Annotated in this window: 24 protein-coding genes; 5 read left to right on the forward strand and 19 right to left on the reverse strand. The window is 63.1% G+C overall.

What is annotated here, in order from left to right; translation table 11 throughout:
* Nucleotides 1–69: 69 nt before the first annotated feature.
* Nucleotides 70–2,520 (reverse strand): S9 family peptidase, encoded by a 2,451-nt coding sequence (locus tag ACFELO_RS13975; RefSeq protein ID WP_440958382.1) that lies wholly within the window; start codon nucleotides 2,518–2,520, stop codon nucleotides 70–72.
* Nucleotides 2,521–2,700: 180 nt separating this feature from the next.
* Between ACFELO_RS13975 and ACFELO_RS13980 the strand changes: the two genes are divergently transcribed.
* Nucleotides 2,701–3,018, forward strand: coding sequence for a metalloregulator ArsR/SmtB family transcription factor (locus tag ACFELO_RS13980; protein ID WP_440958383.1), 318 nt, complete (start codon nucleotides 2,701–2,703; stop codon nucleotides 3,016–3,018).
* Nucleotides 3,015–4,001 carry an acyl-CoA desaturase gene (locus ACFELO_RS13985; RefSeq protein ID WP_440958384.1) on the forward strand — a complete coding sequence of 329 codons (987 nt, stop codon included), beginning with the start codon at nucleotides 3,015–3,017 and terminating at the stop codon, nucleotides 3,999–4,001. The genes ACFELO_RS13980 and ACFELO_RS13985 overlap by 4 nt, the downstream gene beginning before the upstream one ends.
* A 64-nt stretch (nucleotides 4,002–4,065) precedes the next feature.
* Here ACFELO_RS13985 and pnp read toward each other — a convergent pair whose 3' ends face one another.
* From pnp to ACFELO_RS14015, 6 genes are all read right to left on the reverse strand, one after another.
* A complete protein-coding gene (gene pnp, locus ACFELO_RS13990; protein ID WP_440958385.1) occupies nucleotides 4,066–6,195 on the reverse strand; it encodes a polyribonucleotide nucleotidyltransferase in 2,130 nt (709 codons plus the stop codon).
* Nucleotides 6,196–6,300: 105 nt separating this feature from the next.
* On the reverse strand, nucleotides 6,301–6,570 hold the full coding sequence (gene rpsO / locus ACFELO_RS13995; RefSeq protein WP_009802454.1) for a 30S ribosomal protein S15: 270 nt from the start codon (nucleotides 6,568–6,570) through the stop codon (nucleotides 6,301–6,303).
* A 14-nt stretch (nucleotides 6,571–6,584) separates the two neighbouring features.
* Nucleotides 6,585–7,538: a tRNA pseudouridine(55) synthase TruB gene (gene truB, locus ACFELO_RS14000; protein ID WP_440958386.1), complete on the reverse strand. Its 954-nt coding sequence runs from the start codon at nucleotides 7,536–7,538 to the stop codon at nucleotides 6,585–6,587.
* Nucleotides 7,538–7,960: a 30S ribosome-binding factor RbfA gene (gene rbfA, locus ACFELO_RS14005; RefSeq protein ID WP_440958387.1), complete on the reverse strand. Its 423-nt coding sequence runs from the start codon at nucleotides 7,958–7,960 to the stop codon at nucleotides 7,538–7,540. Before rbfA ends, truB begins: the two co-directional genes overlap by 1 nt.
* 72 nt (nucleotides 7,961–8,032) lie before the next feature.
* Nucleotides 8,033–8,494 carry a DMT family transporter gene (locus ACFELO_RS14010; protein ID WP_440958388.1) on the reverse strand — a complete coding sequence of 154 codons (462 nt, stop codon included), beginning with the start codon at nucleotides 8,492–8,494 and terminating at the stop codon, nucleotides 8,033–8,035.
* A gap of 21 nt (nucleotides 8,495–8,515) precedes the next feature.
* Nucleotides 8,516–9,970: a TrkH family potassium uptake protein gene (locus ACFELO_RS14015; RefSeq protein WP_440958389.1), complete on the reverse strand. Its 1,455-nt coding sequence runs from the start codon at nucleotides 9,968–9,970 to the stop codon at nucleotides 8,516–8,518.
* A 174-nt stretch (nucleotides 9,971–10,144) separates the two neighbouring features.
* On the opposite strand from ACFELO_RS14015, the gene ACFELO_RS14020 reads away from it, so the two are divergent.
* Entirely contained in the window at nucleotides 10,145–10,786 is a 642-nt protein-coding gene (locus ACFELO_RS14020) for a TetR/AcrR family transcriptional regulator (protein ID WP_440958390.1), read from the forward strand.
* Nucleotides 10,783–11,616, forward strand: coding sequence for a phytanoyl-CoA dioxygenase family protein (locus tag ACFELO_RS14025; protein WP_440958391.1), 834 nt, complete (start codon nucleotides 10,783–10,785; stop codon nucleotides 11,614–11,616). Before ACFELO_RS14020 ends, ACFELO_RS14025 begins: the two co-directional genes overlap by 4 nt.
* A 69-nt stretch (nucleotides 11,617–11,685) precedes the next feature.
* Here the strand turns inward: ACFELO_RS14025 and infB are convergent, their stop codons facing one another.
* The 4 genes from infB to rimP form a co-directional block, all read right to left on the reverse strand.
* Nucleotides 11,686–14,289 carry a translation initiation factor IF-2 gene (gene infB, locus ACFELO_RS14030; protein WP_440958392.1) on the reverse strand — a complete coding sequence of 868 codons (2,604 nt, stop codon included), beginning with the start codon at nucleotides 14,287–14,289 and terminating at the stop codon, nucleotides 11,686–11,688.
* A 137-nt stretch (nucleotides 14,290–14,426) separates the two neighbouring features.
* Entirely contained in the window at nucleotides 14,427–15,068 is a 642-nt protein-coding gene (locus tag ACFELO_RS14035) for an RNA-binding protein (protein ID WP_440958393.1), read from the reverse strand.
* On the reverse strand, nucleotides 15,065–16,801 hold the full coding sequence (gene nusA / locus ACFELO_RS14040; protein ID WP_440958394.1) for a transcription termination factor NusA: 1,737 nt from the start codon (nucleotides 16,799–16,801) through the stop codon (nucleotides 15,065–15,067). Before nusA ends, ACFELO_RS14035 begins: the two co-directional genes overlap by 4 nt.
* A 19-nt stretch (nucleotides 16,802–16,820) precedes the next feature.
* Nucleotides 16,821–17,357: a ribosome maturation factor RimP gene (rimP, locus tag ACFELO_RS14045; RefSeq protein WP_440958395.1), complete on the reverse strand. Its 537-nt coding sequence runs from the start codon at nucleotides 17,355–17,357 to the stop codon at nucleotides 16,821–16,823.
* 220 nt (nucleotides 17,358–17,577) lie between these two features.
* Between rimP and ACFELO_RS14050 the strand changes: the two genes are divergently transcribed.
* Nucleotides 17,578–18,219 carry a hypothetical protein gene (locus tag ACFELO_RS14050; RefSeq protein WP_440958396.1) on the forward strand — a complete coding sequence of 214 codons (642 nt, stop codon included), beginning with the start codon at nucleotides 17,578–17,580 and terminating at the stop codon, nucleotides 18,217–18,219.
* On the opposite strand, the gene trmB is transcribed toward ACFELO_RS14050, so the two are convergent.
* The 8 genes from trmB to miaB form a co-directional block, all read right to left on the reverse strand.
* Entirely contained in the window at nucleotides 18,216–18,896 is a 681-nt protein-coding gene (gene trmB, locus ACFELO_RS14055) for a tRNA (guanosine(46)-N7)-methyltransferase TrmB (RefSeq protein WP_440958397.1), read from the reverse strand. The two genes, ACFELO_RS14050 and trmB, sit on opposite strands and share 4 nt — an antisense overlap.
* A gap of 83 nt (nucleotides 18,897–18,979) precedes the next feature.
* Nucleotides 18,980–20,164 (reverse strand): methionine adenosyltransferase, encoded by a 1,185-nt coding sequence (gene metK / locus ACFELO_RS14060; protein WP_440958398.1) that lies wholly within the window; start codon nucleotides 20,162–20,164, stop codon nucleotides 18,980–18,982.
* Between the two features lie 75 nt (nucleotides 20,165–20,239).
* The gene (locus tag ACFELO_RS14065) at nucleotides 20,240–20,674 is read right to left on the reverse strand and encodes a helix-turn-helix domain-containing protein (RefSeq protein WP_009802440.1); all 435 of its coding nucleotides are present in this window, start codon (nucleotides 20,672–20,674) and stop codon (nucleotides 20,240–20,242) included.
* A gap of 56 nt (nucleotides 20,675–20,730) precedes the next feature.
* Nucleotides 20,731–22,359: an apolipoprotein N-acyltransferase gene (gene lnt / locus ACFELO_RS14070; RefSeq protein ID WP_440958399.1), complete on the reverse strand. Its 1,629-nt coding sequence runs from the start codon at nucleotides 22,357–22,359 to the stop codon at nucleotides 20,731–20,733.
* 3 nt (nucleotides 22,360–22,362) lie between these two features.
* Nucleotides 22,363–23,292 (reverse strand): hemolysin family protein, encoded by a 930-nt coding sequence (locus ACFELO_RS14075; RefSeq protein WP_440958400.1) that lies wholly within the window; start codon nucleotides 23,290–23,292, stop codon nucleotides 22,363–22,365.
* A 2-nt stretch (nucleotides 23,293–23,294) separates the two neighbouring features.
* Nucleotides 23,295–23,771: an rRNA maturation RNase YbeY gene (ybeY, locus tag ACFELO_RS14080; protein ID WP_440958401.1), complete on the reverse strand. Its 477-nt coding sequence runs from the start codon at nucleotides 23,769–23,771 to the stop codon at nucleotides 23,295–23,297.
* Nucleotides 23,764–24,777 carry a PhoH family protein gene (locus ACFELO_RS14085; RefSeq protein ID WP_440958402.1) on the reverse strand — a complete coding sequence of 338 codons (1,014 nt, stop codon included), beginning with the start codon at nucleotides 24,775–24,777 and terminating at the stop codon, nucleotides 23,764–23,766. Before ACFELO_RS14085 ends, ybeY begins: the two co-directional genes overlap by 8 nt.
* Entirely contained in the window at nucleotides 24,774–26,180 is a 1,407-nt protein-coding gene (gene miaB / locus ACFELO_RS14090; protein WP_440958403.1) for a tRNA (N6-isopentenyl adenosine(37)-C2)-methylthiotransferase MiaB, read from the reverse strand. The genes ACFELO_RS14085 and miaB overlap by 4 nt, the downstream gene beginning before the upstream one ends.
* Between the last annotated feature and the right edge of the window lie 111 nt (nucleotides 26,181–26,291).

A 26,291-nucleotide genomic window follows, 5' to 3' on the forward strand; every position in this document is an offset into this window, starting at 1 on the left:
GCCGCCAACGCCAAAAAAAGAAACCCCGCCGGATCGCTCCGGCGGGGTTTTTGCGTCAGGCCAAAGCGGTTATTCCGCTTCGCGCTCGCCCTGACCGGGCACGTGCGGGACCACCGGCTCTTCGGGCATCACATAGGTGTTCAGCCAGTCGATGGATTCCGCCAGCACATGCAGCACGCTTTCGCGCGCCCGATAGCCATGGCTTTCATAAGGCAGCATGACGAGACGGGCGGTGCCGCCATTGCCCTTGACCGCCGCGAACATGCGCTCTGACTGGATCGGGTAGGTGCCCGAATTATTGTCCATCTGGCCGTGGATCATGAGCATGGGCTCATCGATATCGTCCGCATGCATGAAGGGGGAGAGCCGGTAGTAAGACTCCGGCGCTTCCCAATAGGTGCGGCGTTCGGACTGGAAGCCGAACGGCGTCAGCGTGCGGTTATAGGCGCCTGAACGGGCGATGCCCGCGCGGAACAGGTCTGACCCCGCCAGAAGGTGCGCCGTCATGAACGCGCCATAGGAATGGCCCGCGATTGCGACCCGCTCGCCATCGCCATAGCCGCGCTCCACGCTGTCGCGAATGGCGGCCTCAGCGGACATGACCAGCTGGCTGACGAAGGTGTCGTTCACCGTTTCAGGATCATCGCCCACGATGGGCATGGTGGCGTCTTCCAACAGCGCATAGCCCTGGGTCACCATGAAGCGCGGGCTGGTGCCCGCCACCCGCGAGAAGCGGTATTGCGAGCCGCGCACCTGACCGGCGTCAGAGGCGGAATTGTACTCCAGCGGATAGGCCCAGATCAGAAGCGGCAGCTTATCGCCCTCTTCGTAATCGGCCGGCAGGTAGAGCGTGGCGGACAGCGGCACGCCATCCTCGCGCTCATAGGTGATCAGCTCCTTGCGGATGGCGTTGAGCTGGGGATAGGGGTTCTCGAACGCGGTGATCGCCCGCGCTTCATCCCCCTCGCGCAGATAGACGTTCGGCGGGGTTTGCGGGTCCTCATAAGAGGTCAGGAAGCGCGAGCCGTCATCAGACAGGATGTCGATGACCTCTTCATAATTCTCCCCCGAATTGCGCCACAGCTCGGTGATCTCGAAGGTGTCGAAATCCACGCGGCGCAGGAAGGGACGATCCCCGTCCGGGCTCGCGCCATCGCCGGTGAAATACATCGCGCCATCAATCACCGCCGCCACGGACTGGCCATAGGCGTTTCGGGTGCTCAGCGGCGAACCCGGATCGTCATAGCTGTTCTGGATCGAGCGCTCTTCCAGAAGGCGCGGCTCGGCCCCATCCGGCGCAAAGTCCACCAGCCAGGTGCGCACTTCACGGGTGTCGCGATCATACTCGCTCGCCATGCCGAACTGGCCTTCAGAGGTGAAGCGCGTGCCGTAATAGCGATCCTCGAAGCGGGCGATCTCGACCGGCTCGCCATCAAACGGCGCATTGAGCGCCCAGACGCTGTCGCGCTGATCGGTTTCAACCCGCGGATCGCCATTATCCAGCGCTTCGGCCCAGATCAGGCGCGCGGCGTCGGACGCCTGCCACTCGATGGAGCGACGGCCAGTGATGACGCCGCCGATCGGCACGCCGTCCGCAATGGGGTGATCGGCGATTTCCGCCACCAGATCACCGCCCGCGGTCCAGACTTCCGTGGTTTCGGCAAAGCGCGACCACGGCACATCATAGGAGAAGGGGGCGTTCAGCTCATCAACGAGCAGATACGCCCCGTCCGGAGACGGCTCGACGGAATAGTACAGGCCCGGCTCGCCAATGGGATGCGGGCGCGGGCGACGCGCTGTCACATCCACGGACACGATCTGGCTTTCCGCCAGCCAGGCGAACAGCGCCGCATCATCGGCATCGCCCAGAAGGTCCTGATAGGTGCGCACCGGCGCTTCATAGCCGTTCGCCTGCTGGATCACCGGACCGTTCGGCACGCGCGCGCGCTCGGGGCTCGGGCCGCGCTCGTCTGACACCAGCGTCACGAGAAGCGTCTCGTTGTCATTCATCCAGTCGAGCGCGGAGAACACCGCATTGACGCCCTCTGGGATGATCGCGCGGGCGCGACCGTTGGCGATGTCGGCCACCCAGACGCCGATGGAGTCCTCATCGGTGACGAGGAAGGCGACTTTCGAGCCGTCCGGCGACCAGCTGAAGCTCGACAGGCCCACATCATCGGGCGTTGCAATGTCGGTTTCTTCACCGGTTTCAAGATCGATCACCGACAGGCCGACCACCGAACGCGGGCCGTGGCGGCCATTGGTCTCGGCATCCAGACGCAAGCCGGCGAGACGCTCCATCGGGCGCGCCAGTTCAGAGACCGGCGGCAGGCCCTCGCGTTCGAGCAGCAGCAGATGGCGCTTGTTCGGCGACAGCGAGGTGAACGGTGAAGGCGGCGCGTCGACAATGTCGACAATGTCCTGCGGCGGCAGGCGATAGCCGTCCTGGGCGATGGCGGCTCCGGCGCTGACGCTCAGCACCAGAACGCCGCCCAGAGCGGCGCGAATAAGTGTGGACATAAAGCCCTCCCCTGACTTGCGATTTCGCATTCAGGTTAGAGTGTAACGGAGGATGGCCTGTCCGTAGAATGACGGATTGGTAAGGAGCAGGATATTCCCCCGCCCGTCAGCCGACCCCGAGCCTCGAAAAAGGGACAGGGGAGGATTGACTTTCATATTTTCCTATTTAGGAAAATAGCTATGGAACGCGCATTCAAAGCTCTCTCTTCAACTCCGCGCCGCCGGATTCTCAATCATCTCGCTGGTGGGCCGATGACGGTGAGCGAAATCGCCTCCCACTTCGACATGGCGATGCCCTCCATCTCCAAGCACATCGCGATCTTGCATGACGCCAAGCTGCTGCATCGCCAGAAGCGCGGTCAGGAGGTGATCTACTCAATCGCCGCCGACAATCTGGCCAACAGCCTGTACGCCTTCCTGACGCCATTCTGCCCCGAGGCGCGCGCCCTCGCCGCTGAGAGAAAGCTCAAACTCCGCGATGAAGAGGATGAAGCATGAGCGTAGTGCAGGGTGAAGCTGCGAGCGGAGCTTTCAAGGTCGGTTCGCTCTCAGGACTTGAAGAGGCGGACCCCAGTCGCGGACGGCTGGTCTGGGACGCTCCGAGATCAATCTGGAACATGTCCTTCCTGATCGGCGCCCTAGTGCTGGGGCCACTCTATTTCACCTGGGACGCCTTCGTCGTCTTTCTGGCCTTGTCCGGCTTCACGCTCTGTGTCGGACACTCTGTCGGCTTCCACCGCCGCCTGATCCATCAGACCTTCAAATGTCCGAAATGGCTTGAATATCTCATGGTCTATGTGGGCGTACTCGTCGGAATGGGCGGCCCTCTATGGACGGTGGGCCTGCACGACATCCGCGACTGGGCGCAAAGACAGAAAGATTGCCACTGGTTCCTGTCTCACAAGCGTTCGGTTCTGGTGGACGGATTTTACTACCTCAATTTCCGACTGATCTTTGACAAGCCGCCCAAGTTCGACGCCGGACCGGGGATCAGCGATGATCCGTTCTACCGGTTTCTCGAAAAGACATGGATGCTGCATCAGATTCCCGTCGCGATCATTCTGTTCTTGATCGGGGGCATGCCCTGGCTCGTATGGGGTGTGATCTGCCGGGTCGCCGTCTGCTTCACCATGCACTGGTATATTGCGCATGTCGCCCATCGTGACGGCCATCAGGACTGGCATGTCGAGGACGCCGCCGTGCAAGGGTACAATATCGGCTGGCTCGCCATCCCCACGATGGGCGAAAGCTGGCACTGCAATCACCATGCATTTCCCGCCTCCGCACGACATGGACTGTATCCGGGGCAATTTGATCCGGGGTTCCGCTTCATCCAGCTCTTACAAGTTATGGGACTAGCGACGGATATTCAGGTACCTGCAACCTTACCGCCACGCTCTGCGATCACACCCTTGAGCGAGCGCGCCCTGAGCATCGCAGCGCCGGGGCAGAAAGAACTCTCCCGCAAACAGGTTGGCTGAACAAAAAACCCCGCCGGATCGCTCCGGCGGGGTTTCTTTTGATCTCACGATCAGAAGGGGAGGATTAGTCCTCGCCGGCCTCTTCCGCGATCTCTTCGCCGGTCTCCTGGTCGACGACTTTCATCGACAGGCGCACCTTGCCGCGATCGTCAAAGCCCAGAAGCTTCACCCAGACTTCCTGGCCATCGCTGACCACGTCCTTGGGGTGACCCACGCGTTCGTTCTTCATTTGCGAGACGTGCACGAGGCCGTCACGCGGACCGAAGAAGTTCACGAAGGCGCCGAAATCGACGACTTTCACGACCTTGCCCTTGTAGATCTCGCCCACTTCCGGCTCAGCCGTCAGGCCCTTGATCCAGTCGAGCGCCGCCTTGATGGAGTCCGCAGACACAGACGAGACCTTGATCAGGCCTTCATCGTTGACGTCCACTTTCGCGCCGGTTTCCTCGACGATCTGGCGGATGACCTTGCCGCCAGACCCGATCACGTCACGGATCTTGTCGGTCGGGATCTGGATGGTCTCGATCTTCGGCGCGTGCTCGTTCAGAGCCTCGCGGGCGCCGGTCAGCGCCTTGTTCATCTCTTCAAGGATGTGCATGCGGCCGCCCTTCGCCTGGTTCAGCGCGGTCTGCATGATGTCCTTGGTGATGCCGGCGATCTTGATGTCCATCTGAAGGCTGGTGACGCCTTCTTCGGTGCCCGCCACCTTGAAGTCCATGTCCCCGAGGTGATCTTCGTCACCCAGAATGTCGGACAGAACGGCGACGCCTTCGGGATCCTTGATCAGGCCCATGGCGATGCCGGACACCGGACGGGTGATCGGAACACCCGCATCCATCAGCGCAAGAGAGCCGCCGCACACGGTCGCCATGGAGGACGAGCCGTTGGATTCGGTGATCTCGGACACCAGACGCACGGTGTAGGGGAAGGTTTCCGCGTTCGGCATCACAGCGTTCAGCGCGCGCCAGGCGAGCTTGCCGTGGCCGATTTCACGACGGCCCGGAGCCAGACGGAAGCTGGTCTCGCCGACGGAATAGGGCGGGAAGTTGTAGTGCAGCAGGAAGCGTTCCTTGTAGGTGCCGGTCAGAGCGTCGATGAACTGCTCGTCTTCGCCGGTGCCCAGGGTCACGACCGCCAGAGCCTGCGTTTCACCCCGGGTGAACAGCGCAGAACCGTGGGTGCGCGGCAGGACGGTGGCTTCGGACACGATCGGGCGAACCTGATCGAGCGAGCGGCCGTCAATGCGCTTGCCGGTCTTGATGATGCCGCCGCGCACGACGCTGGCTTCCACGCCCTTCAGAACGTCCTTGAGCACGACCATGTCGACGCCCTCGGGGTTCTCTTCGGACACGGCCAGAGCCGCAACGGCTTTCTCTTTCGCCGCAGAGACCGCAGCCTGACGCTCGGTCTTGTTGGTGATGGTGTAGGCTTTGGCGATCTCGTCGCCGACCAGACCCTTCACCTTGGCTTCCAGCTCGGAATGATCTTCCGGCTCGAATTCCCACGGATCTTTCGCGGCTTTCTCGGCCAGACGGATGATCATGTCGATCACCGGCTGGAAGGCGTCATGGCCCGCCATCACGGCGCCCAGCATGGTTTCTTCCGACAGCTCTTTGGCTTCGGATTCCACCATCATCACCGCGTCAGACGTACCGGCGACCACCAGGTCGAGCTCGGTGTCGTCCATCTCGGCGACGGTTGGGTTGATGATGTACTCGCCATCCTTGTAGCCCACGCGCGCGGCGCCGATCGGGCCCAGGAAGGGCAGACCGGACAGGCACAGGGCGGCGGAGGCGCCGATCATGCCGACCACATCGGGATCATTTTCCAGATCGTGGCTGAGCACGGTGATCATCACCTGGGTGTCGTTCTTGAAACCCTTGGGGAAGAGCGGGCGGATCGGACGGTCAATGAGGCGCGAGGTCAGCGTCTCTTTGTCGGTCGGACGACCTTCGCGCTTGAAATAGCCACCCGGGATCTTGCCGGCGGCAAAGTATTTTTCCTGGTAGTTGACGGTCAGCGGGAAGAAGTCCACGCCCGGCTTGACGTCTTTCATCGCGACCGCCGTCGCGAGGACGGTGGTTTCGCCATAGGTGGCGAGCACCGCGCCATTCGCCTGACGCGCCATGCGGCCGGTTTCGAGGGTCAGCGTACGGCCGGCCCATTCAATCGTTTCGGTTTGGATATCGAACATGTATCTCTCGTTCGTACGGTCGTAATTCGGCGTCGCCGGATTGCGAGCGCCGGATAAGGAAACGCCGGCTCACCCACTGGCGGCCGGCGTTCCTCTGGATTGCGCTTAGCGGCGCAGACCCAAGGCTTGAACAATCGCCTTGTAGCGGTCTTCGTCGATTTTCTTCAGATAATCGAGAAGACGCCGACGCTGGGACACCAGCTTCAGCAGGCCACGGCGAGAGTGGTTGTCTTTCTTGTGAGTCTTGAAGTGCTCGGTGAGGTTCGCGATACGCTCGGTCAGCACCGCAACTTGCACTTCAGCCGACCCGGTGTCGTTTTCGCCCCGGGCGTACTCCTTGATCAGTTCGGCTTTACGTTCTGCCGTAATCGACATCGTCTATCGGGCTCCTAATCCCATTGAAAGACACGAACAGGCGAGAGTTTGCCCGCGCGTGCTTCGCCGATCGCAATAGCCCGGTCCGTCCCCATCGCCACGACAGCCTTCGAGAAATCCTTCCCCGCAATGTCGCGAGGTTGGCGAAGGTCGCGCAGCTCTGAAGCTCGCCGGGGAGGCAGTACGATCGAGCGTCCTTGCCTCAACTGAAACGCCTCGTCCTCGGTCACGGCCGTCGCCGGGATGTCGTCCAGCGCGGTCTCGACCGGAAGCAGGGCCTCCAGCGCGTGGCCCTTATGGACCAAATCCTCAAATACGTCCAGCGAAACAGCCTGCGCCACGCTGAACGGTCCAACCTTGGTGCGGCGCAGCGCGGCCACATGACCTTCCGCCCCCAGGGTGGCGGCCAGATCGCGCGCGATCGAGCGCACATAGGCGCCCTTGCCGCACTTCATTTCAAGCACGGCGAGATCGGGGCTTGGCGCATCCAGCAGGCGCAGATCGTCAATGCGCACAGGGCGCGAGGCCAGCTCCACCTCTTCGCCCGCGCGCGCCAGATCATAGGCGCGCTCGCCATCGACCTTGATGGCGGAGAATTTCGGCGGCACCTGCTCGATTTCACCGATGAACTGACCCAGCGCCGCCTCGATGGCTTCACGGCTCGGGCGCACATCGCTCTCGCCCGTCACATCGCCCTCAGCATCAAGGGTGGTGGTCGACCGGCCCCAGCGCAGGGTGAATTTATAGGCTTTCGAGCTTTCCTGGGCGAAGGGTACGGTCTTGGTGGCTTCCCCGAAGGCGATCGGCAGAACGCCGGAGGCCAGCGGATCAAGCGTGCCGGCATGGCCGGCTTTCTGCGCATTCAGGAGCCAGCGCGTCCTGGACACCGCCTGGGTGGAGGTCATCTCCAGCGGTTTGTCCAGGATCAGCCAGCCATGGACTTTCTCGCCCTTCTTGCGACGGGCCATCAGTCCTCATCCTCGTCTTTGAGGTCACGCTTGACGGTCGGACGGTCCAGAAGCGCATCCACCTCACGCACATCATCGATACGATCATCGACGGCGAAGCGCAGCTTGGGGGTGAATTTGAGCTCGATCTGACGGCCCAGCTCGCGCTGGATGAAGCCGGCGCCATGATTGAGCGCATCGGCGGCCGCCTGACGATCCCCGCCTGCCAGAAGGTCCACATAGACCGTGGCGTGGCGCAGGTCCGGGCTGACCCGCGCTTCGGTGATGGTGACGGCGGCGGTGTTCACATGCGGATCATGGACGCGGCCTTCACGGATGATGTCCGACACAGCGCGACGCACGAGTTCGCCGGCGCGCAGCTGGCGTTGGGATTGGGCTTTCATGAAATCCTCTTGGGTCGCCTGGACACGGCCGGAGTCCAACCGGGACGCGTCGAGATTGCGAAGGGCGCTCGTGTACGGCGCCAGAGCCGGGATGGCAAGGGCGGGGCGGCGCTAGTGTTGGATCACCAGCCAGGCCCCGACCGACAGAAACGCCGCGCCCAGAAGGCGCATCAGCGTTACCGAGCGCTCCTCGATGCCGAACAGCCCGAAATGATCAATCGCCATGGCCGCAATCAGCTGGGACGCAAACAGCAGCGCGAAGAAAGACCCTGTGCCGATTTTCGGCGCCGCCCAGGCCGCTGTGGTGACGAAACAGGCGCCCAGCGCCCCGCCAATCACGAACAGATGCGGCGGCGTATTGAAGATCCGCTCAAGACTGGGCCAGCCCGCGCGATAGGCGACGACAGAAACCGTGGCCAGCATGATCAGGGACCCGGCGGTGAAGCTGACCAGCGCGGCGCGGATGGGCGAGCCCAGATGGGTGGAAAGTTGACCATTGAAGGCGGGCTGGGCGGCGACCATCGCGCCCGCGAGCAGCGTCAGCACGAAAGGAGCAACAGCGTTCAGCGACATGGGCGGTCCTTCAGGTTCGGCTCAGCGCATCCAGAAGCGGGGCGTGAAGACATAGAGCGCCACCAGGATTTCCAAACGTCCCAGCAGCATCTGCACGCATAACAGCCATTTGGCCGGATCGGGCAGCGTAGAAAAATTCCCCGCCGGCCCAATCACATCCCCCAGACCCGGACCCACATTGGCGATGGCGGTGGCGGACGCAGTGACCGCCGTGAGAAAATCAAGCCCGAAAGCGGACAGCGCCACCGCGCCCAGCGCAAAACTCGCCACATAAAGCCCCGCAAACAGCGCCACCGAGGCGCTGTCCGCCGCCGTCAGACGCCGCCCGGCATGGCGGGCCACGGTGATGGCGTGCGGCGAAGACGCCGCCTGCAGGCTCGCCCAGGTGGATTTGAGCATGATCTGGATGCGAAACACCTTGAACCCGCCCGAAGTGGACCCCGCACACCCGCCCAGAAAGGTGAGCATGAAGATCGTCGCCATGGCGAGCGGCCCCCAGAGCTGGTAATCGCCCGCCGCATAGCCGGTCGTGGTCAGGACCGACACCGTATTGAAGATAGCCAGACGCACCGCGTCCGGATGCTCGGGCGGACCGCCCAGCTCGGCGGCGTACAAGAGCAGGCTCGCCAGCGCCACGATCACCAGAAGCCCGACAATCTCCTCAAAGGCGCCCGGACGTCGACCTTCATGACGGCTGACCGCGCGCACATAAGCGAGAAACGGGATCGCGCCCGCGAGCATGAAGATGATCGCCACCCATTGCGCGCCCGCCGAGAACCCGCCCATGGACTGGTCAGTGGTGGAATACCCCCCGGTCGAGACGGTCGTCAGCGCATGCAATATGGCGTCAAAGCCATCCATGCCGGTGAAGACATAGCCTAGCGCGCACAGGCAGGTGAGCCCCAGATAAAGTCCGGCGATCACGCCCGCCAGATGCCCGGGACGGGCAATGAGTTTTTCCGGAGAGCGATCCGAGGATTCCAGATGAAACAGCTGCATCCCGCCTGACCGCAGCAAGGGCAGCACGGCGATGGACAGGCCAATAATCCCGATGCCGCCGATCCATTGCAGCAAGGCGCGCCAGACCAGAAGCGTCGGCGGCTGGGCCTCCAGATTGCTGATCACGGTCGATCCCGTGGTGGTCAAACCGGACACCGTCTCGAAAATGGCGTCGGTGATGCTCAGACCCACCGCATCCTCGTGCAGCGGTATGGCCATCAGCAGCGGCAAGCCGAACCAGGCGCCCAGCGTCAGGATCACTGCGCCGCGAAAGCCAAGATGCGCGCGCTCGCCCAGCCCCACCAGCGTCAGCACGCCGCCGATAAAGCCTGAAATCAGCACGCAGGCGCCAAAGCCCTCGCCCGCCCCGTCATGGACCAGAAGGTGAGAGGCCAGCATGTGAAGAAAAGCCAGTACGGCCAGACCCAGACACAGCACGCCCCAGATCAGGGCGACATTGCGAATATGAGTCATCATCCGCGCACCTCCAGAGCCTGTCCGGAAACGCCCGGGGATCGGCCATGTGCGATAAGGCGGCGTCTGTATACCTGTGTCCGGACAGGTTCAAGCCTGACCTGAAGCACGCGCCGTGTTGCAAGAGGGGCTTGCACCTGAATTGAATTCAATTCAGGTTGTGATCAGGAGATGCCCATGACCTCGACCCTGCCCCGCGCGACAGACGCGCCCAATGACAATACCGCGCCAACGCTTCGCGGTCGAAAGACGCGGGAAAAGCTGATTGATGCGGCACGCGGCGCACTGATCGAAGGCGCAGGCGAGGCTGAGATCACCGATATCGCCAGCCGGGCCGGTGTGTCCGCCGGGCTGGCCTATCACCATTTCGGCTCCAAGGACGGGTTGGTCTCCGCTGTCGTGGAAGACTTCTATGCCCGCTATGTCCAGATCGCCAATACGCGCTTTCGCGGCGAGACCTGGGCGCAGCGCGAAGTCCAGCGTGTGCAGGCGGTGATCCGCTTTCTGATCGACGAGCCTTTTACGCGCACCCTGTTCGGCCCGCTGGGGCGCTCAAGCGCCGTGGTTCACGCGGAATCGCACTGCATGGCGGACCTTGTGGCGCGCGGCGCTCGCAATATCGCCCAGGGCCAGGCGGACGGGGATTTACCCCGTCAGGCCGATCCGAACATTGCCGCCGCCTTCGTGCTGGGCGGCCTGCGCCAGAGCGTGACGCTGGCCCTGCTGGAGGATCCCGCCCCGGACGCTGAACAGCTGGCCCGCGCCATCTGGATCCTGATCGCCCAGAGTCTGGGCCTGAGAGAAGGGAGCAAGTCATGACCCCCATTCTGACCAAACCCTCGGACCTGTTCACACAGGATCTGGCAGGCACGCACAAACGCTCGGAAACCACCAGCACCGCACCGTCGGCCGACACGCTCGCCAGTTATGACGCCAATGGCTATGTCATCCTGAAGGGGTTGCTGTCAGAGGACATCCGGCTCGGCGCTGAACGCGCCCTGCGCGATCTTCTGGGCCCGACCGGGCGCAATAATTTTGAAGGGTTCAGCACCCAGCGCGCCTATGCGCTTCTCGCCAAAACCCGGGCGCTGGATCCGCTCATCGCCCATCCGCAAATTCTGGGACTGCTCAGAGCGCGCCTGCATGCCCAGCCCCTGCTCTCGGCCTGCCTCGCCATCAATATCGGGCCCGGCGAGACGCCGCAAATGCCCCATGCCGATGACGGCTTCTATCCCGATATGCGCCCGGACGCCCGTCATGGCTTGTCGGTGATCTGGGCGTTCGACCCATTCACCCGGGACAATGGCGCCACCCGCGCCTGGCCGGGGTCTCACCTCTGGCCCGCCGATCGCGAACCCGAAGACACCGATGTCTGGCATCCCGCCGTCATGGAGCCCGGCGATGCGCTCGTCTTTCATGGCGGGCTCTGGCATGCGGGCGGAGAGAACTGCACGCAGGCGGGCCGTCTGGCCCTGACTGCGCAATACTGCGCGCCCTGGCTGCGCACGCAGGAAAATATGAGCCTGGCCGTGCCGCCGGACGTGGTCCGCACGCTCAGGGCGCCGCTGCCCTCGCTTCTGGGCTATCAGATCCATCCGCCCTTCATGGGCCATGTGAACGGCATGCATCCCAACCGGCTTCTGGACTGAACCCACGGGCGCGCAAACAAAAAGGGCGGCTCGATGAGCCGCCCTTTTCATTTGGGATGAAATCCGGACTTACAGCGTGCGCTGGATTTCCTGGACTTCGAAACACTCGATCACATCGTTGACCTGAATGTCGTGATAATTCTCGAACGCCATGCCGCACTCGGTGCCGGCGCGCACTTCGGGGACTTCGTCCTTGAAGCGCTTGAGCGTGGACAGATTGCCTTCGTGGATCACGGTGTCGTCGCGCAGCAGACGCACGCCACAGCCGCGCTTCACCACGCCTTCGGTCACGCGGCAACCCGCAACGCGGCCCACCTTGGTGATGTTGAAGACTTCCAGGATTTGCGCGTAACCAATGAAGGTTTCGCGTTTCTCCGGAGCGAGCATGCCCTCGAGCGTGTTCTTCACGTCGTCGATCAGGTCGTAGATCACCGAGTAGTAGCGGATCTCCACGCCTTCGCGCTCGGCCAGATCGCGCGCCTGCTTGTTGGCGCGGACGTTGAACGCGAAGATCGGCGAACCCGAGGCTTGCGCCAGCAGGACATCGCTTTCGGACACGCCGCCAGCGGCGGAGTGGATGATCTTGGCCTGGACTTCCTCGTTGCCGACTTTTTCCAGGGCGCCAATGATCGCTTCCGCAGAACCTTGCACGTCCGCCTTGACCAGAAGCGGCAGCTCCTGAACCTCGTTGGATTTGAGCTTGGCCATCATCTGCTCAAGCGAGGCGCCGCCGCCCGTCCGGGCCGCCGCCGCCTTGTCGCGCTTGACCCGCTCGCGGTATTCCACCAGCTCGCGGGCGCGGGCTTCGGAATCCACCACGGCGAAGACTTCGCCCGGCTCCGGCGCGCCGTCCAGGCCGAGAATCTCGGCCGGCAGGGACGGGCCCGCCTCTTTCATCTGCTGGCCGCGCTCGTTCACAAGCGCCCGCACCTTGCCCCATTGCGCGCCCGCCACGACGATATCGCCGCGCTTCAGCGTGCCGCGCTTCACAAGGCAGGTCGCGACCGGGCCACGGCCCTTGTCGACCTGGGATTCAATCACCACGCCTTCCGCAGAGCGGTTGGGGTTGGCTTTCAGCTCCAGCATTTCCGCTTGCAGGTTGATGGCGTCGGTCAGCTCATCAAGACCCATCTTCTTCAGCGCAGACACCGGAACGGCCTGAACATCGCCGCCCATATCTTCCACGAACACTTCGTACTGAAGCAGTTCCTGGAGCACTTTCTGCGGATCGGAGTCCGGCTTGTCGATCTTGTTGACCGCCACGATCATCGGCACGTTCGCCGCCTTGGCGTGGCTGATCGCCTCGATGGTCTGCGGCATGACGCCGTCATCGGCCGCCACCACCAGGATCACGATGTCGGTCGCCTGTGCGCCGCGAGAGCGCATGGAGGAGAACGCGGCGTGGCCCGGGGTGTCGAGGAAGGTGATCTTCTCGCCCGATTTCAATTCCACCTGATAGGCGCCGATATGCTGGGTGATGCCGCCGGCTTCGCCTGCAGCCACGTCGGTTGAGCGCAGGGCGTCCAGCAGCGAGGTCTTGCCGTGGTCAACGTGACCCATGACGGTGACGACCGGAGGACGCGGCAGCTTGCTCTCTTCGGAATCCGCCTCGGAAATGAAGCCGGTTTCGACGTCGGATTCAGACACGCGTTTGATGGTGTGGCCGAATTCCTCGACAATCAGCTCGGCGATGTCGGCGTCCAGCATGTCGTTGGCGCGCACCATCTGACCTTGGGTCATCAAGTACTTCACCACGTCCGCGGCGCGCTCGGCCATACGCTGGGCGAGATCCTGCACGGAGATCGCTTCAGGCACGATCACCTCGCGGGACACCTTGTCACGCTGCTGGCCGCCTTGCATGCGACGCTGCTTTTCACGTTCGCGGGCCCGGCGCATGGACGCCAGCGAACGCTGACGGCCTTCATCATCCTCAACGAGGTTCTGAATGGTCAGCTTGCCCTGGCGACGCTTGGGCTCCTTGGTGCGCGACGGCTGGGCTTTGTCCCCGCCCGGCGCGACCTTCTTGGATTTCACGCGGCCGCCCATGGATTCAAGGATGTTGCGGTTGTCGTCAGACTCCTCGCGCTCACCCTTGTCCTTGCTCTTGTCCGCCTTGCGGGACGGCGCTTTCACGGACGGCTCTTCCGCCGTATCCGCAGCCGCAGCCGGCGCAGCCTTCTTGGACTTCTTGGCCTGCTCGGCAGCCAGGCGCGCAGCTTCCGCTTCCGCAATGGCGCGACGCTCTTCGTCCTCACGACGCAGGCGCTCTTCTTCCTCGCGCTTGCGCATGTCCTCAAGCGCACGGCGCTCTTCGTCTTCACGCGCCTGACGCGCCTGCTCTTCGGCTTTCTGCTTGGCGGCGCGCTCTTCCTGTTCGGCGCGCGCACGCAGAATGGCCTGCTGGCGTTTGATCAGTTCTTCTTCAGACAGGCCCAGCTGCTTGGCCTTGGCGGCCAGCGCAGCGCGCGCCTTGTCCTTCTGGGTCTGAGGCGCGCCGGATTTGCCCGTCGCGGCGTCCTTGCCGGCAGGCCCGCCCGGGCGCTTGCGCTTCTTCTCGACAACGACAGACTTCTGACGTCCGCGCGCAAAGCTTTGCTGCACGGTCCCAGAGGAACGTCCACCGAGGGAGAGAGGCTTGCGGCCCGAGTTGTTGCGTTCGTCAGCGTCGCTCATAAGCGTCCTTGCCGCGGCTTTACATATCTTCGGGCGGAGCCCCGCCGCCGCGTGCGCGAGGGTCCGTCATCTGTTCAGGTCGCCTCCGGGAAGCCCCGGCCTGAAGGCCCGCTAAACTAGCCAGCTTCCAAGGCGTTTCAACTCTTCTGTGCGTCTGTCGCCGCAGGATCGAGGTTAACGAAGCCTGCAAGCTTGAACGCCAAGGCGGAAAACCCCGCCGCTTCAGGTCCATCGGCCAGAACCGCATGAACCGCATTCCCGACGCCAAGGGCCCCGCTCAGGGTCTCGGCGTCAAAACATCCCAGCACCGGCGCCGTGCATTCCACGGCCTTGGCCAGGTGATCCAGCTTCTTGCGCCCGTCAGGCGCGGCGTCGCTGGCTTCAATTCTCCACGCCGGCTCCGGGTCCGATTGCAACGCCATGCGAACAGCGTCCGAACCCAGCTCCACACGTCCGGCCCGGCGCGCCAGACCCAGAAGGCTCAGAAGACGCGCCTTGATCAGCGCCTCGAACTGGTCCGCCAGGTCTTCCGGGGCCTCGACCGGCTGCTCGAAGGCCCGGTTGAACAGGCGCTTCTTCACAGCCTTGTCCACCAGAGCCCTGTCAGCACTGACCCAGCCGCCCCGACCGGGAAGGCGCGCGGCCACATCCGGGGTCACGCGCCCCTCCGGGCTCAGCGCGACACGGAGGAGGTCTTCCTCCCCCTTCACCTCACCGGTGGCGACGCAACGGCGTTCGCGCACCGGTTTGGCCCGGCCATGGCGCGCTCCGCGGCTCACGACTGCTCGTCTTCCTCCGTCGCATCCGCATCCAGCAGATCGGCCAGGTCCACGCCCAGCTTCTCGGCTTCTGCTTCAAGATCGGAGAGGTCGATGTCTTCCAGATCGACATCGGAAGCCGCTTCGTCAAGGGCCTCGTCCTCAACCTCTTCCACCTCGGCCTCGGGCTGGGGCAGATCATCTTCGGAAATCCAGCCTGCGATCACGCGCGCGCGCATGATCAGCATTTCGGCGTCTTCCGGAGACATGTCAGCGCCTTCGAGAATGCCCGGCTCACGCACGCGCTCGCCATCGCGGGTCTCGTACCAGCCGCGCAGATCGTCCGGGGTCAGGCCCGCCAGATCCTCGATGGTGCAGACTTCGTTCTCGCCGAACTTGACCGCCATGGGCAGGTCCACGCCTTCCACGTCGAGCACGGCGTCTTCCACGCCCAGCTCCTTGCGGCGGGCATCCTGTTCAGCGGCGCGCTTTTCGAGGAATTCGCGGGCGCGGGTCTGGATTTCCTGAGCGGTGTCGTCGTCGAAGCCTTCAATGACGGCGATCTCGTCGAGTTCGACGAAAGCGATGTCTTCAACTTCAGCGAAGCCTTCAGTGGCCAGAAGCTGGGCGATGACCTCGTCCACATCCAGCGCATTCATGAAGGTCGAGGTGCGCTCGGAGAATTCTTTCTGGCGACGCTCGGACTCTTCTTCCTCGGTCAGGATGTCGATGGCCCAGCCGGTCAGCTGGCTGGCCAGACGCACATTCTGGCCGCGACGGCCGATGGCGAGGGACAGCTGATCGTCCGGCACGACGACTTCGATACGCTCGGCTTCATCATCCAGCACCACCTTGGCGACTTCGGCCGGCTGCAGCGCGTTGACGATGAAGGTCGCCGGATCGGGATTCCACGGAATGATGTCGATCTTCTCGCCAGCCAGCTCGTTGACGACCGCCTGAACCCGGCTGCCGCGCATACCCACGCAGGCGCCGACGGGATCAATGGAGCTGTCGTTGGAGATGACGGCGATTTTGGCGCGCGAACCCGGATCGCGTGCAACGCGCGGGATCTCGATGACGCCTTCGTAGACTTCCGGCACTTCCTGGGCGAACAGGGCGGCCATGAAGTCGGGATGGGCGCGCGACAGGAAGATCTGCGGGCCGCGGGTCTCTTCACGCACGTCATAGATATAGGCGCGCACGCGGTCATTGACCTGCAGGCTTTCACGCGGAATGCCGTCGGAGCGGCGGATAATGCCTTCGGCCTTGCCCAGGTCGATGATGACATTGCCGTATTCGACGCGCTTGACGATGCCGTTGACGATCTCGCCGATGCGGTCCTTGTACTCGTTGAACTGGCGCTTGCGCTCGGCTTCACGGACCTTCTGGGTGATCACCTGCTTGGCGGTCTGGGAGGCCACGCGGCCAAACTCGATCGGCGGCAGTTCTTCTTCGTAGAAGGACCCGATCTGAGCTTCCGGATCGCGCTTTTTCGCTTCGTCCAGCGTGATCTGGTGCGCTTCGTTCTCGATCTCCTCGACCACACTGGTGCGGCTGGTCAGACGCATCTCGCCGGTCTTGGGATTGATCTTGCAGTGGATGTCCAGCTCGGCGCCATAGCGCGAGCGGGCGGCCTTCTGGATCGCCTCTTCAATGGCTTCCAGCACGATCGACTCGTCGATCATCTTCTCCTGCGCCACCGCGCGGGCGATTTGCAGGATTTCCAGCTTGTTGGCGCTGACCCCGATGGCCATATCCGCGTTCCTTCTCGTTCTACTCGTCAGCCTGACCGTCTTCACCCTCGATGGGACCACGAGCCTTCAGGCTCGCCTCCACGAGAGCGTCGGTCATGACCAGCTTGGCGTCTGCGATCCACTCGAACGGGATGACAGCCGTGTCTTCCTCGCCCGCCAGATCCATCAGTACGTTCTCATCCTCGATCCCGGCGAGCATGCCGCGAAACCGCTTGCGGTTCTCCACCAGGCGATCGAGCTCGATCTTGGCCTCGAACCCTTCCCAGCGCGCAAAGTGCGCCAATGCGGTCAGGGGCCGGTCAATACCGGGCGAGGACACTTCCAGATCATATTCGCCCGAAACCGGATCGGCCTCGTCAAAAATTTCCGACAGGGCGCGCGACAGGCGTGCACAGTCTTCAACCACCATCGTGCCGTCATGACGCTCGGCCATGATCTGCACCGTGGTCTTCTTGCCGCCCATCACGCGCACACGCACAATTTCAAGCCCGAGGGTCTCGGCCAGGGGCTCGGCGATCTCGAGGATGCGCTTGTCTTGCGGGCTGTTTGCTTTCATGGGCGTCGTGTATCTGCGTCTGGGCCGGATGCGGGTACGAAAAAAGCGGCCCGGGACCCCGAGCCGCTCGAACATGTCATCCGACATATCGAACTGTTGAGGCGCTTATACGCCCTGAGCGGCCTCAAAGCAATGGGGGGCGCTCAGCCACCTGTCCAAAGTTTAACCCCGCCCTCTGAAATGACCGGGCATTATTTCCCCCTCAGGGGGAGGAATCACCATGCTCAACGCACTTGCCATAACGCTCGCTCTCATGGCCTGGCAGGCCGAACCCGGCGACGCCTATGCTCAGCTCGCCCCTGACGCGCGCGAGCGCCTGACGGCCTGTGACGTTGATGCAGAGCGCTTTGACGCCCTGATGCAGCTTGAGCACGACGCCTTTGATCAGGATATGGACGGCGGCTGGCGGCGGATCGCCCATCAGGACGGGTGCGAGCACGCCGCCGCCGACCTTCTTGTCGCCTATATGGATCATTCACCGCACTTCAATCCCGAGCAGCCCGGCGTGATTGGCTGGCATGCCGGACAATTGCTGGCCGTCGCAGGGGAGACCGAGCAAGCCATCCCCTATTTCGAAGCCAGGCGCGTCGGCGAGCGGGACTGGGTGCTCTATGTGGACGCCAGCCTGGCCTTCCTGCGCCGCGACCGCGCCGCCGCCGAGGCCGCCCGCGCGGAGCTGGCCGAGCTGCGCCCCAGTGAAGAGATGATGGCGGCGCGCCGTCAGTTCCTGGCCGACAATCCCAACATCACCATGCCCGAAGGCTTTGTGGAACAACCGCAAAATCTCGGCGTGGTGGATCGCCTGCTGGCGTGCTGGGACATGTCCTATGCCGACGCGTATTCGGGCGCCTGCCTGGACTAGGCCTTCACAAAATCAAAGAAGACCGGGTCGATGTCCCCCAGATGCTTGGACTGGTAGCGGGTCACGATGTGATCGGCCGGATTCTGCGTCCAGTCTGACGCCTGCTCGCCCGTCCAGCTCAGCCCACCAGTGTCCATCAGGATCGGCAAGGCGTGATCGGCATAGGCGCGCACATCGGTGGCCACGCGCAGACGGCCGCCCGATTTGAGAAGCCGCGCGAACTCCGCCGCTGTATCAGGCTGCACAAAGCGCCGCTTGGCATGACGTTTCTTCGGCCAGGGGTCGGGGAACAAGAGATAGATCTGCTCAAATGCGCCATCGGGCATGCGCACCATCTCGTCGCGCGCATCCGACCGCTTCACCCGCACATTCTCAAGCTGATGATCCTCGATCCCCACCAGCGCCTTGGCGACGCCGTTGAGAAAGGGCTCGATCCCCAGAAATCCCGTGCGACGCGCCCGGTCAGCCTGACCGATCAGATGCTCGGCGCCGCCAAAGCCCACTTCCAGCACATAGGCGTCAAAGCCGGGCAGGAGGGCTTGAGGGTCAAGCGGGCCTTCATCGGCCCAGCTAAGCGCGGGCAGTTGCGCATCCACCAGCGCCCGCTGGCGGTCGGTCAGCTTGTGACCGCTGGCGCGGCCATAAAGGCGTTTGGGCTGAGGTCGGGTCTCGGTCATGACGGCCCTTTACCCGGCCTGCCTCCAAAAACAAAGAGCCGGGCTGAAACAACCCGGCTCCTAGTTCAGTCCGTGTCTGTCGCTCAGGCGAAGTCCTTGAGCTGATCGACAAGGTCGGTCTTCTCCCAGGAGAAGCCGCCATCGGCGTCCGGGGTGCGACCGAAATGGCCGTATGCGGCGGTGCGCTCGAAGATCGGACGGTTCAGGCCCAGATGGGTGCGGATGCCGCGCGGGCTGAGATTGACCAGTTCGCGCAGGCGGTTTTCCAGCTTGGCTTCATCCACATCGCCGGTGCCGTGAGTGTCCACATAGACCGAAAGCGGCTTGGACACGCCGATGGCGTAGCTGAGCTGGATGGTGCATTTGCGCGCCAGGCCCGCCGCCACGACGTTCTTGGCGAGATAGCGCGCCACATAGGCCGCAGACCGGTCCACTTTCGTCGGGTCCTTGCCCGAGAAGGCGCCGCCGCCATGAGGCGCTGCGCCGCCATAGGTGTCGACGATGATCTTGCGGCCGGTCAGGCCGGCATCGCCGTCCGGACCGCCAATGACGAACTTGCCGGTCGGGTTGACGTAGAACTCGTCCTCAGGCGGGAACCAGCCATCGGGCAGCACCGATTGCACCACCGGGCGCACCAGCTCGCGCACATCATCCAGGCTCACGCCATCCTTGTGCTGGGTGGAGACCACCACGGAGGTGACGCCCACCGGGCGACCGTTTTCGTATTTCAGAGTGACCTGGGATTTGGCGTCCGGCTCGAATTCGGGACGTTCGCCCGATTTGCGCAGGCGCGCCATTTCGCGGAGAATCTGGTGCGAATAGGTGATCGGCGCCGGCATCAGCTCCGGCGTCTCGTCGCAGGCGAAACCGAACATGATGCCCTGATCGCCCGCGCCTTCATCCACATACGAACCCGCGCCTTCGTCCACGCCCTGGGCGATGTCAGCAGATTGTTCGTGCAGGAAGTTGTGCAGCTCGGCGGTGTTCCAGTGGAAGCCGTCCTGCTCATACCCGATATCACGCACGGCGCCGCGGACCACGGCTTCGATCTCGTCATCATTGATCTCGCCGGCGCAGCGCACTTCGCCCGCCAGAACGATACGGTTCGTGGTGGTCAGGGTTTCACACGCGACGCGTGCAACCGGATCCTTGCTCAGGAACAGGTCCAGAATCGCATCAGAGATGCGGTCGCATACCTTGTCCGGGTGACCCTCGGACACGCTTTCACTGGTGAAGAGATAGGACGAACGGGCCAACGCGTGCTCCATATAAAGCGATCTTTATATGGCGGGCTTAAACCCTATCGGCGCGCGGAAAGCAAGGCCCGTCCGGTCACAGTCTGTTTAAGACGCAGCACCCGTTGCGGTCGCTTCGGCTTCTTCAGCCGCCAGGGTCCGCACCAGCTCGAGAATCCGGCGACGCACCTTGGAGTCCTTGATGCGGGCAAAAGCCTGAGCCAGCGCCACACCATCCGCAGACTGGATGAAGTCATCGACGATCGGGGTCTGGTCGCCTTCAGAGAAGCCCGGCTGGCCCACCGTTTCCGCAACGCCGTCATAGAAAAACGACACCGGCACATCCAGAACCTTGGCGAGATTCCACAGGCGGCCTGCGCCAACCCGGTTGGTGCCCCGCTCGTATTTCTGGACCTGCTGGAAGGTGACCCCCAGCTCTTCGCCCAGCTTTTCCTGACTCAGATTGAGAAGCTGACGCCGAAGCCGGATACGTGATCCCACATGGCGATCCACCGCGTTCGGGCCTCTCGGATTGGCAGTCATCTCGAATTCCTTATCTGCGCAGGCATACAACCATAGTTTGGTCAGATGCGATACGCTCAACGCCCCTCGACGGGCTGCCGACTTCTACCTAAATGCGCAGATGTCACAACCGATAGAAAATGCGCTACTGCAGCCAAAACCAGCAAAACAATTACCCAGAGTGCATTTCCGTACATCCCATACGGCGTCTCGCCCAATCCTTCAAGCAATGTAATCATCAATACTTCAGTTGATTTTGAAGGAATGGATTCAATGAGCCTACCATAAGGATCGATCTGTCCTGAAATTCCGGACGCCGCTACTCTTACCAGGGGTAGGCCTTCTTCTATAGCGCGATATTGAGTTTGGTTAAGCAACTGTTGAGGTCCAGATGAATTCCCGTACCAGGAGTCATTAGAAATATTCAACAACCATTCTGGTCTATTTGACTGTCTTGGCGAATACCTCGGATAGACCGCCTCGTAGCAAATCAACGGCGCCAGACCTGGCAACCCCTCTAGATTGAGCGTCCGTGCGCCACTCCCTGGCGAGTAATACGGGGCGATCTCTGACAAACTGTCGAAACCAAACCATTCCGTAAGTCCGCGCAACGGGTTGCCCTCACCAAACGGGACCAAGCGCGATTTATCGTACTGTGCCTCAAGCACAGCGTGATTTTCTTCCAAAATTATGGAGACCAGTGAATTAAAATAGGCGCGCGGTTGCCCGTTCAGCCCGATCTCCGAACGCGCTGTTCCCGTGATCAGTCGCGTCCCGTCCGGAAAGCCGTCGGCAAGGTCCGCCAGCAGGTCCGGGGAATCCAGCAACATGGCGGGGATGGCGCCTTCCGGCCATATCACGGCATCCGTCCGGGACAGGTCCACGTCTTCTGAAAGCGCGAGATAGGCCTGCAGGATGTCATGGCGCGCGGAATAGCGGCGCTCGGTCTGCGGCAGGTTCAGGGACACCAGCAAGAGCTGGTCTTGCGTGCGCTCAAGCCCGTCCGCCCCGGACAATCGCGCCTGTCCATATCCCCAGCTCGCCAGGATGAGCCCGGCGCCCAGCGCCAGCGGGACCAGGCGCGACAGGCGCGAGCCCGGCCCGGACAACGCCGCCGGCGCAGAGAACACAAACAGCGCCAGCACCGACAGGCCATACGCCCCGATCAGGCTGGCCGTCTGACTGATCGCGCCGCCTGCTTCAAAGACGTGGCCGGGCAGGTTCCAGGGAAAACCTGACAGGATGGTGCTGCGCAGAAATTCAAGCGCCATGAGGCTCAGGACGAACATCCCGATCCGGCCGGCGTGACGCGGAGCGAAGCGCACATAGAGCGCGCCAGCCGCCGCCCAGAACAGGGCCAAGCCTGCGGGCAGGACGATCAGAGGCGCCCAGATCAGCCAGGCATACTCCCCGGCGCTGACGAGGAAGGCGTTCGCCACCCAGCCGGTTCCGGCCAGAAAGGCGCCGCAGGCAAACCAGAAGCCGCGTATGAAGCCGCTTCGCAGCGGGCGGGCGCGCCGTCGGGCGTCATCAAGCGCGCAGACAAGCGCACTCAGAGACACGGCATAGGCGGGCCAGAAGAAAAACGGGGCGTGACCCAGTACACTGAACGCGCCCAGAACAAATATCAGCAGGAACAGTCGCCAGCCGGACAGCGCGCGGAACGCCGCACGAAGACGGCGCGCACGATGCAGGAGCCCCGTCACCGCCTAGTCCGGACTGAAGGCGCCAGCTGCGGCCCGACTGGCCTCATCGCCCGCCAGGGTCGATCCCGCGCCGGGCTTCACGCGCAAGCGCTTGATGCGGCGCGGATCAGAATCAAGCACTTCAAACTCAAAGCCTGACGGGTGCGCCAGCACTTCGCCGCGCTCGGGCACGCGGCCGGCCAGGTGGAACACCAGACCGCCGAGCGTATCGACGTCGTTTTCCTCTTCCTCGCTGGCGATATCGCAGCCGACGATTTCCTCGAGATCCTCGATCATCGCGCGCGCATCCGCTTCCCAGCAATTGGGGCCCTTGGCGAGAATATTGGGCGTTTCCGCCTCATCATGCTCGTCCTCGATATCCCCCACGATCGGCTCGATCAGATCCTCCAGCGTCACAAGACCGTCCGTGCCGCCGAACTCATCGACCACGAGCGCCATGTGCATGCGCCGCGACTGCATCTTCAGCAGCAGGTCAAAGGCGCGCATGGAGGCGGGCACATACAGGAGCGGCCGTCGGATGGCAGGCAGGATGCGCATGTCCGCCCAGCTGTCCGGACCGGCGCCGGAGCCTTCCTCGGCGAAGCGGGACATATAGCCCAGCACGTCCTTGATATGGGCCAGGCCCACAGGATCATCGAGCGTTTCGCGATAGACAGGCAGGCGCGAATGGGTCGCCTCGCCAAAGACACGCGCCAGCTCTTTGAGCGGAGTTTCGATCTCGATCGCGACAATGTCGGCGCGCGGCACCATCACGTCGTCCACGCGCATGTCCTGAAACTCGCGCATGTTCACAAGGAAGGCGCTGGCGTCCATGGGATCAGGCGCGCCGTTCACGATCGGCTCGTCAAGCTGAGGAGCCTCCTCAGGACGCGCCCCGTTAAAGGCCCGTTTGAAACGGGCCATAAGACTTCGCGAAGACGGATCGTCGTTCATACCTATTCCTGTACGAGGTAGGGGTCTTTCAGACCCAGGCCTGTCAGAACCGCTGTCTCCAGCGCTTCCATCTCGGCCGCCTCGTCTTCCTCCTGATGGTCATACCCGTTTAAATGCAAAACGCCGTGAAGCGCCAGATGCGCCGCGTGAGCAATGAGCGAAATCCCGGCCGCCTGTGCTTCCGTCGCGCAGGTCTCGTACGCCAGGATCACATCACCGGGATAACCCTCGCGCTCGGGCGCCGGAAAGGACAGCACATTGGTGGGCTTGTCCTTGTCGCGGAAGCGGCGGTTCAGCTCATGCACGGTGGCGTCATCGGAAAACAGGATCACCGCAGCGCCGTCGCGCGGCGCCTCGATCGCCGCCAGACCGGCCTCGATCGCCTTCAGGCACGCTTGCATCAGCCCGTCATGGCCGGACCAGGCGTCCGCCTCGACCACAAACTCAACGCGCTCGTCTTCAATCACCGTGTCAGCCATGGTCCGCCTCATTGCCGCGTGCGGCATCATCGCGCTCATAGGCGTCCACGATGCGCGCCACCAAACCGTGACGCACCACATCAGATCGGTCAAACCGGTGCACGGCGATCCGTTCTTCATTCTGAAGAAGGCGTAAGGCATGTGGCAGGCCGGACGGCTCGCCGCGGCGCAAATCGGTCTGGGTCGGATCGCCCGTCACCGCCATGCGCGAGCCTTCCCCAAGTCGGGTCAGAACCATGCGCATTTGCGGGATGGTGGCGTTCTGGGCCTCGTCCACGATCACAAAGGCCTTGTTCAGCGTCCGACCGCGCATGAAGGCCAGCGGCGCCACTTCAACCCGGCCTTCCTCGCGCATCTTCTCGCTGATGCGCTGACCCAGAGAGTCGCGCAGCGCGTCCCAGATCGGCAACAGATACGGATCGATCTTCTCGGTCAGATCACCGGGCAGAAAGCCCAGACGCTCGCCCGCCTCCACGGCGGGGCGGGTGATGATCAGACGCTCGACACTGCCCAGCGCCAGTTGCGACGCCCCATAGGCGACCGCCAGAAGCGTCTTGCCGGTGCCGGCCGGGCCCACGCCGAAGATCATGTCATAGGCGCGATCGTTCTTGAGCGCCTTCACATAGCTTTGCTGGCCATTGGTGCGCGCAGCGAAGCTCGCCCCGCGCGGCACGCGAATGACCGCGTCGATCTCTTCACCCGCATCGTCATCAGCCATCAGGCAAGCGGCGCGCGCGGCGGGCGGATCGATCGGCAGGCCTTCGCTGGCGCGGCCATAAAGCGCGTTCAGCACCCGGCGCGCCTCGATGCGCGTACGGGCCTCCTCGGCGGTGATCACGACCTGACCGCCGCCGGGCGCTTCGAGCTGAACCTCCAGTTCGCGCTCGAGCGTGGCGAAGTTCTCGTGACCCGGCCCGGCAATGATGCGAACGAGATCGGAATCTTCAAAATGAAGCGTTTCGGACGCCGCCCTGCGGGGACGGCGCGGTTTTGATGAGCGGCTCACGCGGCGGCGCTTTCCTTTGTAGCCAGACGTCCGGACAGGGCGTTCTTGGTCGCCCCGGTTATCTCCACATTGGCGATCTGACCGATGAGTTCAACCGGGCCTTCGCAATGAACCGCCTGAAGATAGGGGCTACGACCGGATAATTGGCCCTCAAAACGCCCCTCACGCTCAAACAGAACCGGCAGGGTCTTGCCGATCATGGACTGGTTGAACGCGATCTGCTGGTCGGTCAGAAGCGCCTGCAAGCGCGCCAGACGCTCGCCTTTCACGCCTTCATCGATCTGGTTGAACATGGCCGCGCCCGGCGTGCCTGGACGCTTGGAGTATTTGAACGAGAAGCAGGAAGCGTAGTTCACCTGACGCACCAGCTCCATCGTCGCTTCGAAATCCGCCTCGGTCTCGCCGGGAAAGCCCACGATCATGTCGCCGGAGATGGCGATGTCGGGACGGGCGGCGCGCAGGCGCGCGATGATGTCGAGGTACTCTTGCGCCGTGTGCGACCGGTTCATGGATTTGAGGATCTTGTCCGACCCCGCCTGCACCGGCAGGTGGAAATACGGCATCAGCTTGGGTTCGTCCGCAAAGGCCTGGATGAGATCGTCATCCATGTCTTTCGGGTGAGAGGTGGTGAAGCGGATGCGCTCGATGCCGCCGATCTTCGCCAGATGGCGCACCAGCTGGCCCAGCCCCCAGACGCCGCCTTCGGGATCGCCCGTCGGCGCGTCGCCGTGAAAAGCGTTGACGTTCTGGCCCAGCAGCGTCACCTCGCGCACGCCCTTGGCGGCCAGCGCGCGGACTTCCGCCACGATCTGATCGACCGGGCGGGACCATTCGGCGCCACGGGTATAGGGCACGACGCAGAAGGTGCAGAACTTGTCGCAGCCTTCCTGCACGGTCACAAAAGCGGTGAAGCCATCCACATGGCGCTCGGGCGCGGCGAGGGCGTCAAACTTCTCCTCGACCTCGAATTCGGTATCCAGCGCTTCGCCGCGTTCGCGGTGCACGTTGGCGATGAGTTCGGGCAGCTTGTGATAGGTCTGTGGGCCCACAACGAGATCCACCATGGGCGCCCGGCGCTGGATTTCCGCGCCTTCAGCCTGCGCCACGCAGCCCGCCACCGTGATGGTCATGGGCTTGCCGGTGGAGGCCTTTTCTTCCTTGAGCGTCTTCAGACGCCCGAGCTCGGAATAGACCTTCTCGGCGGCTTTCTCGCGGATATGGCAGGTGTTCAGGATCACAAGATCCGCGCCATCGGGCTCGTCCGCCGGCTCATAGCCCAGCGGCGCCAGCACGTCGCGCATGCGCTCGGAATCATACACGTTCATCTGACAGCCATAGGTCTTGATGAACAGGCGCTTGCGCTCTTTTCCCGTGGTCTCGGCGTCGCGAATGATATCGGTCATGGGCGGAGCCGGCCTCCCTGGCGGCGAAAGTCTGTGGATAAGGGAGGACGGGTTATGGGGATAGAGTGGGGCGGATGCAAGGCGCCGCTTGCAAATCCGCAGCGCCAAGCG

Source organism: Oceanicaulis sp. LC35, assembly GCF_052055585.1.
Lineage (GTDB): Bacteria > Pseudomonadota > Alphaproteobacteria > Caulobacterales > Maricaulaceae > Oceanicaulis.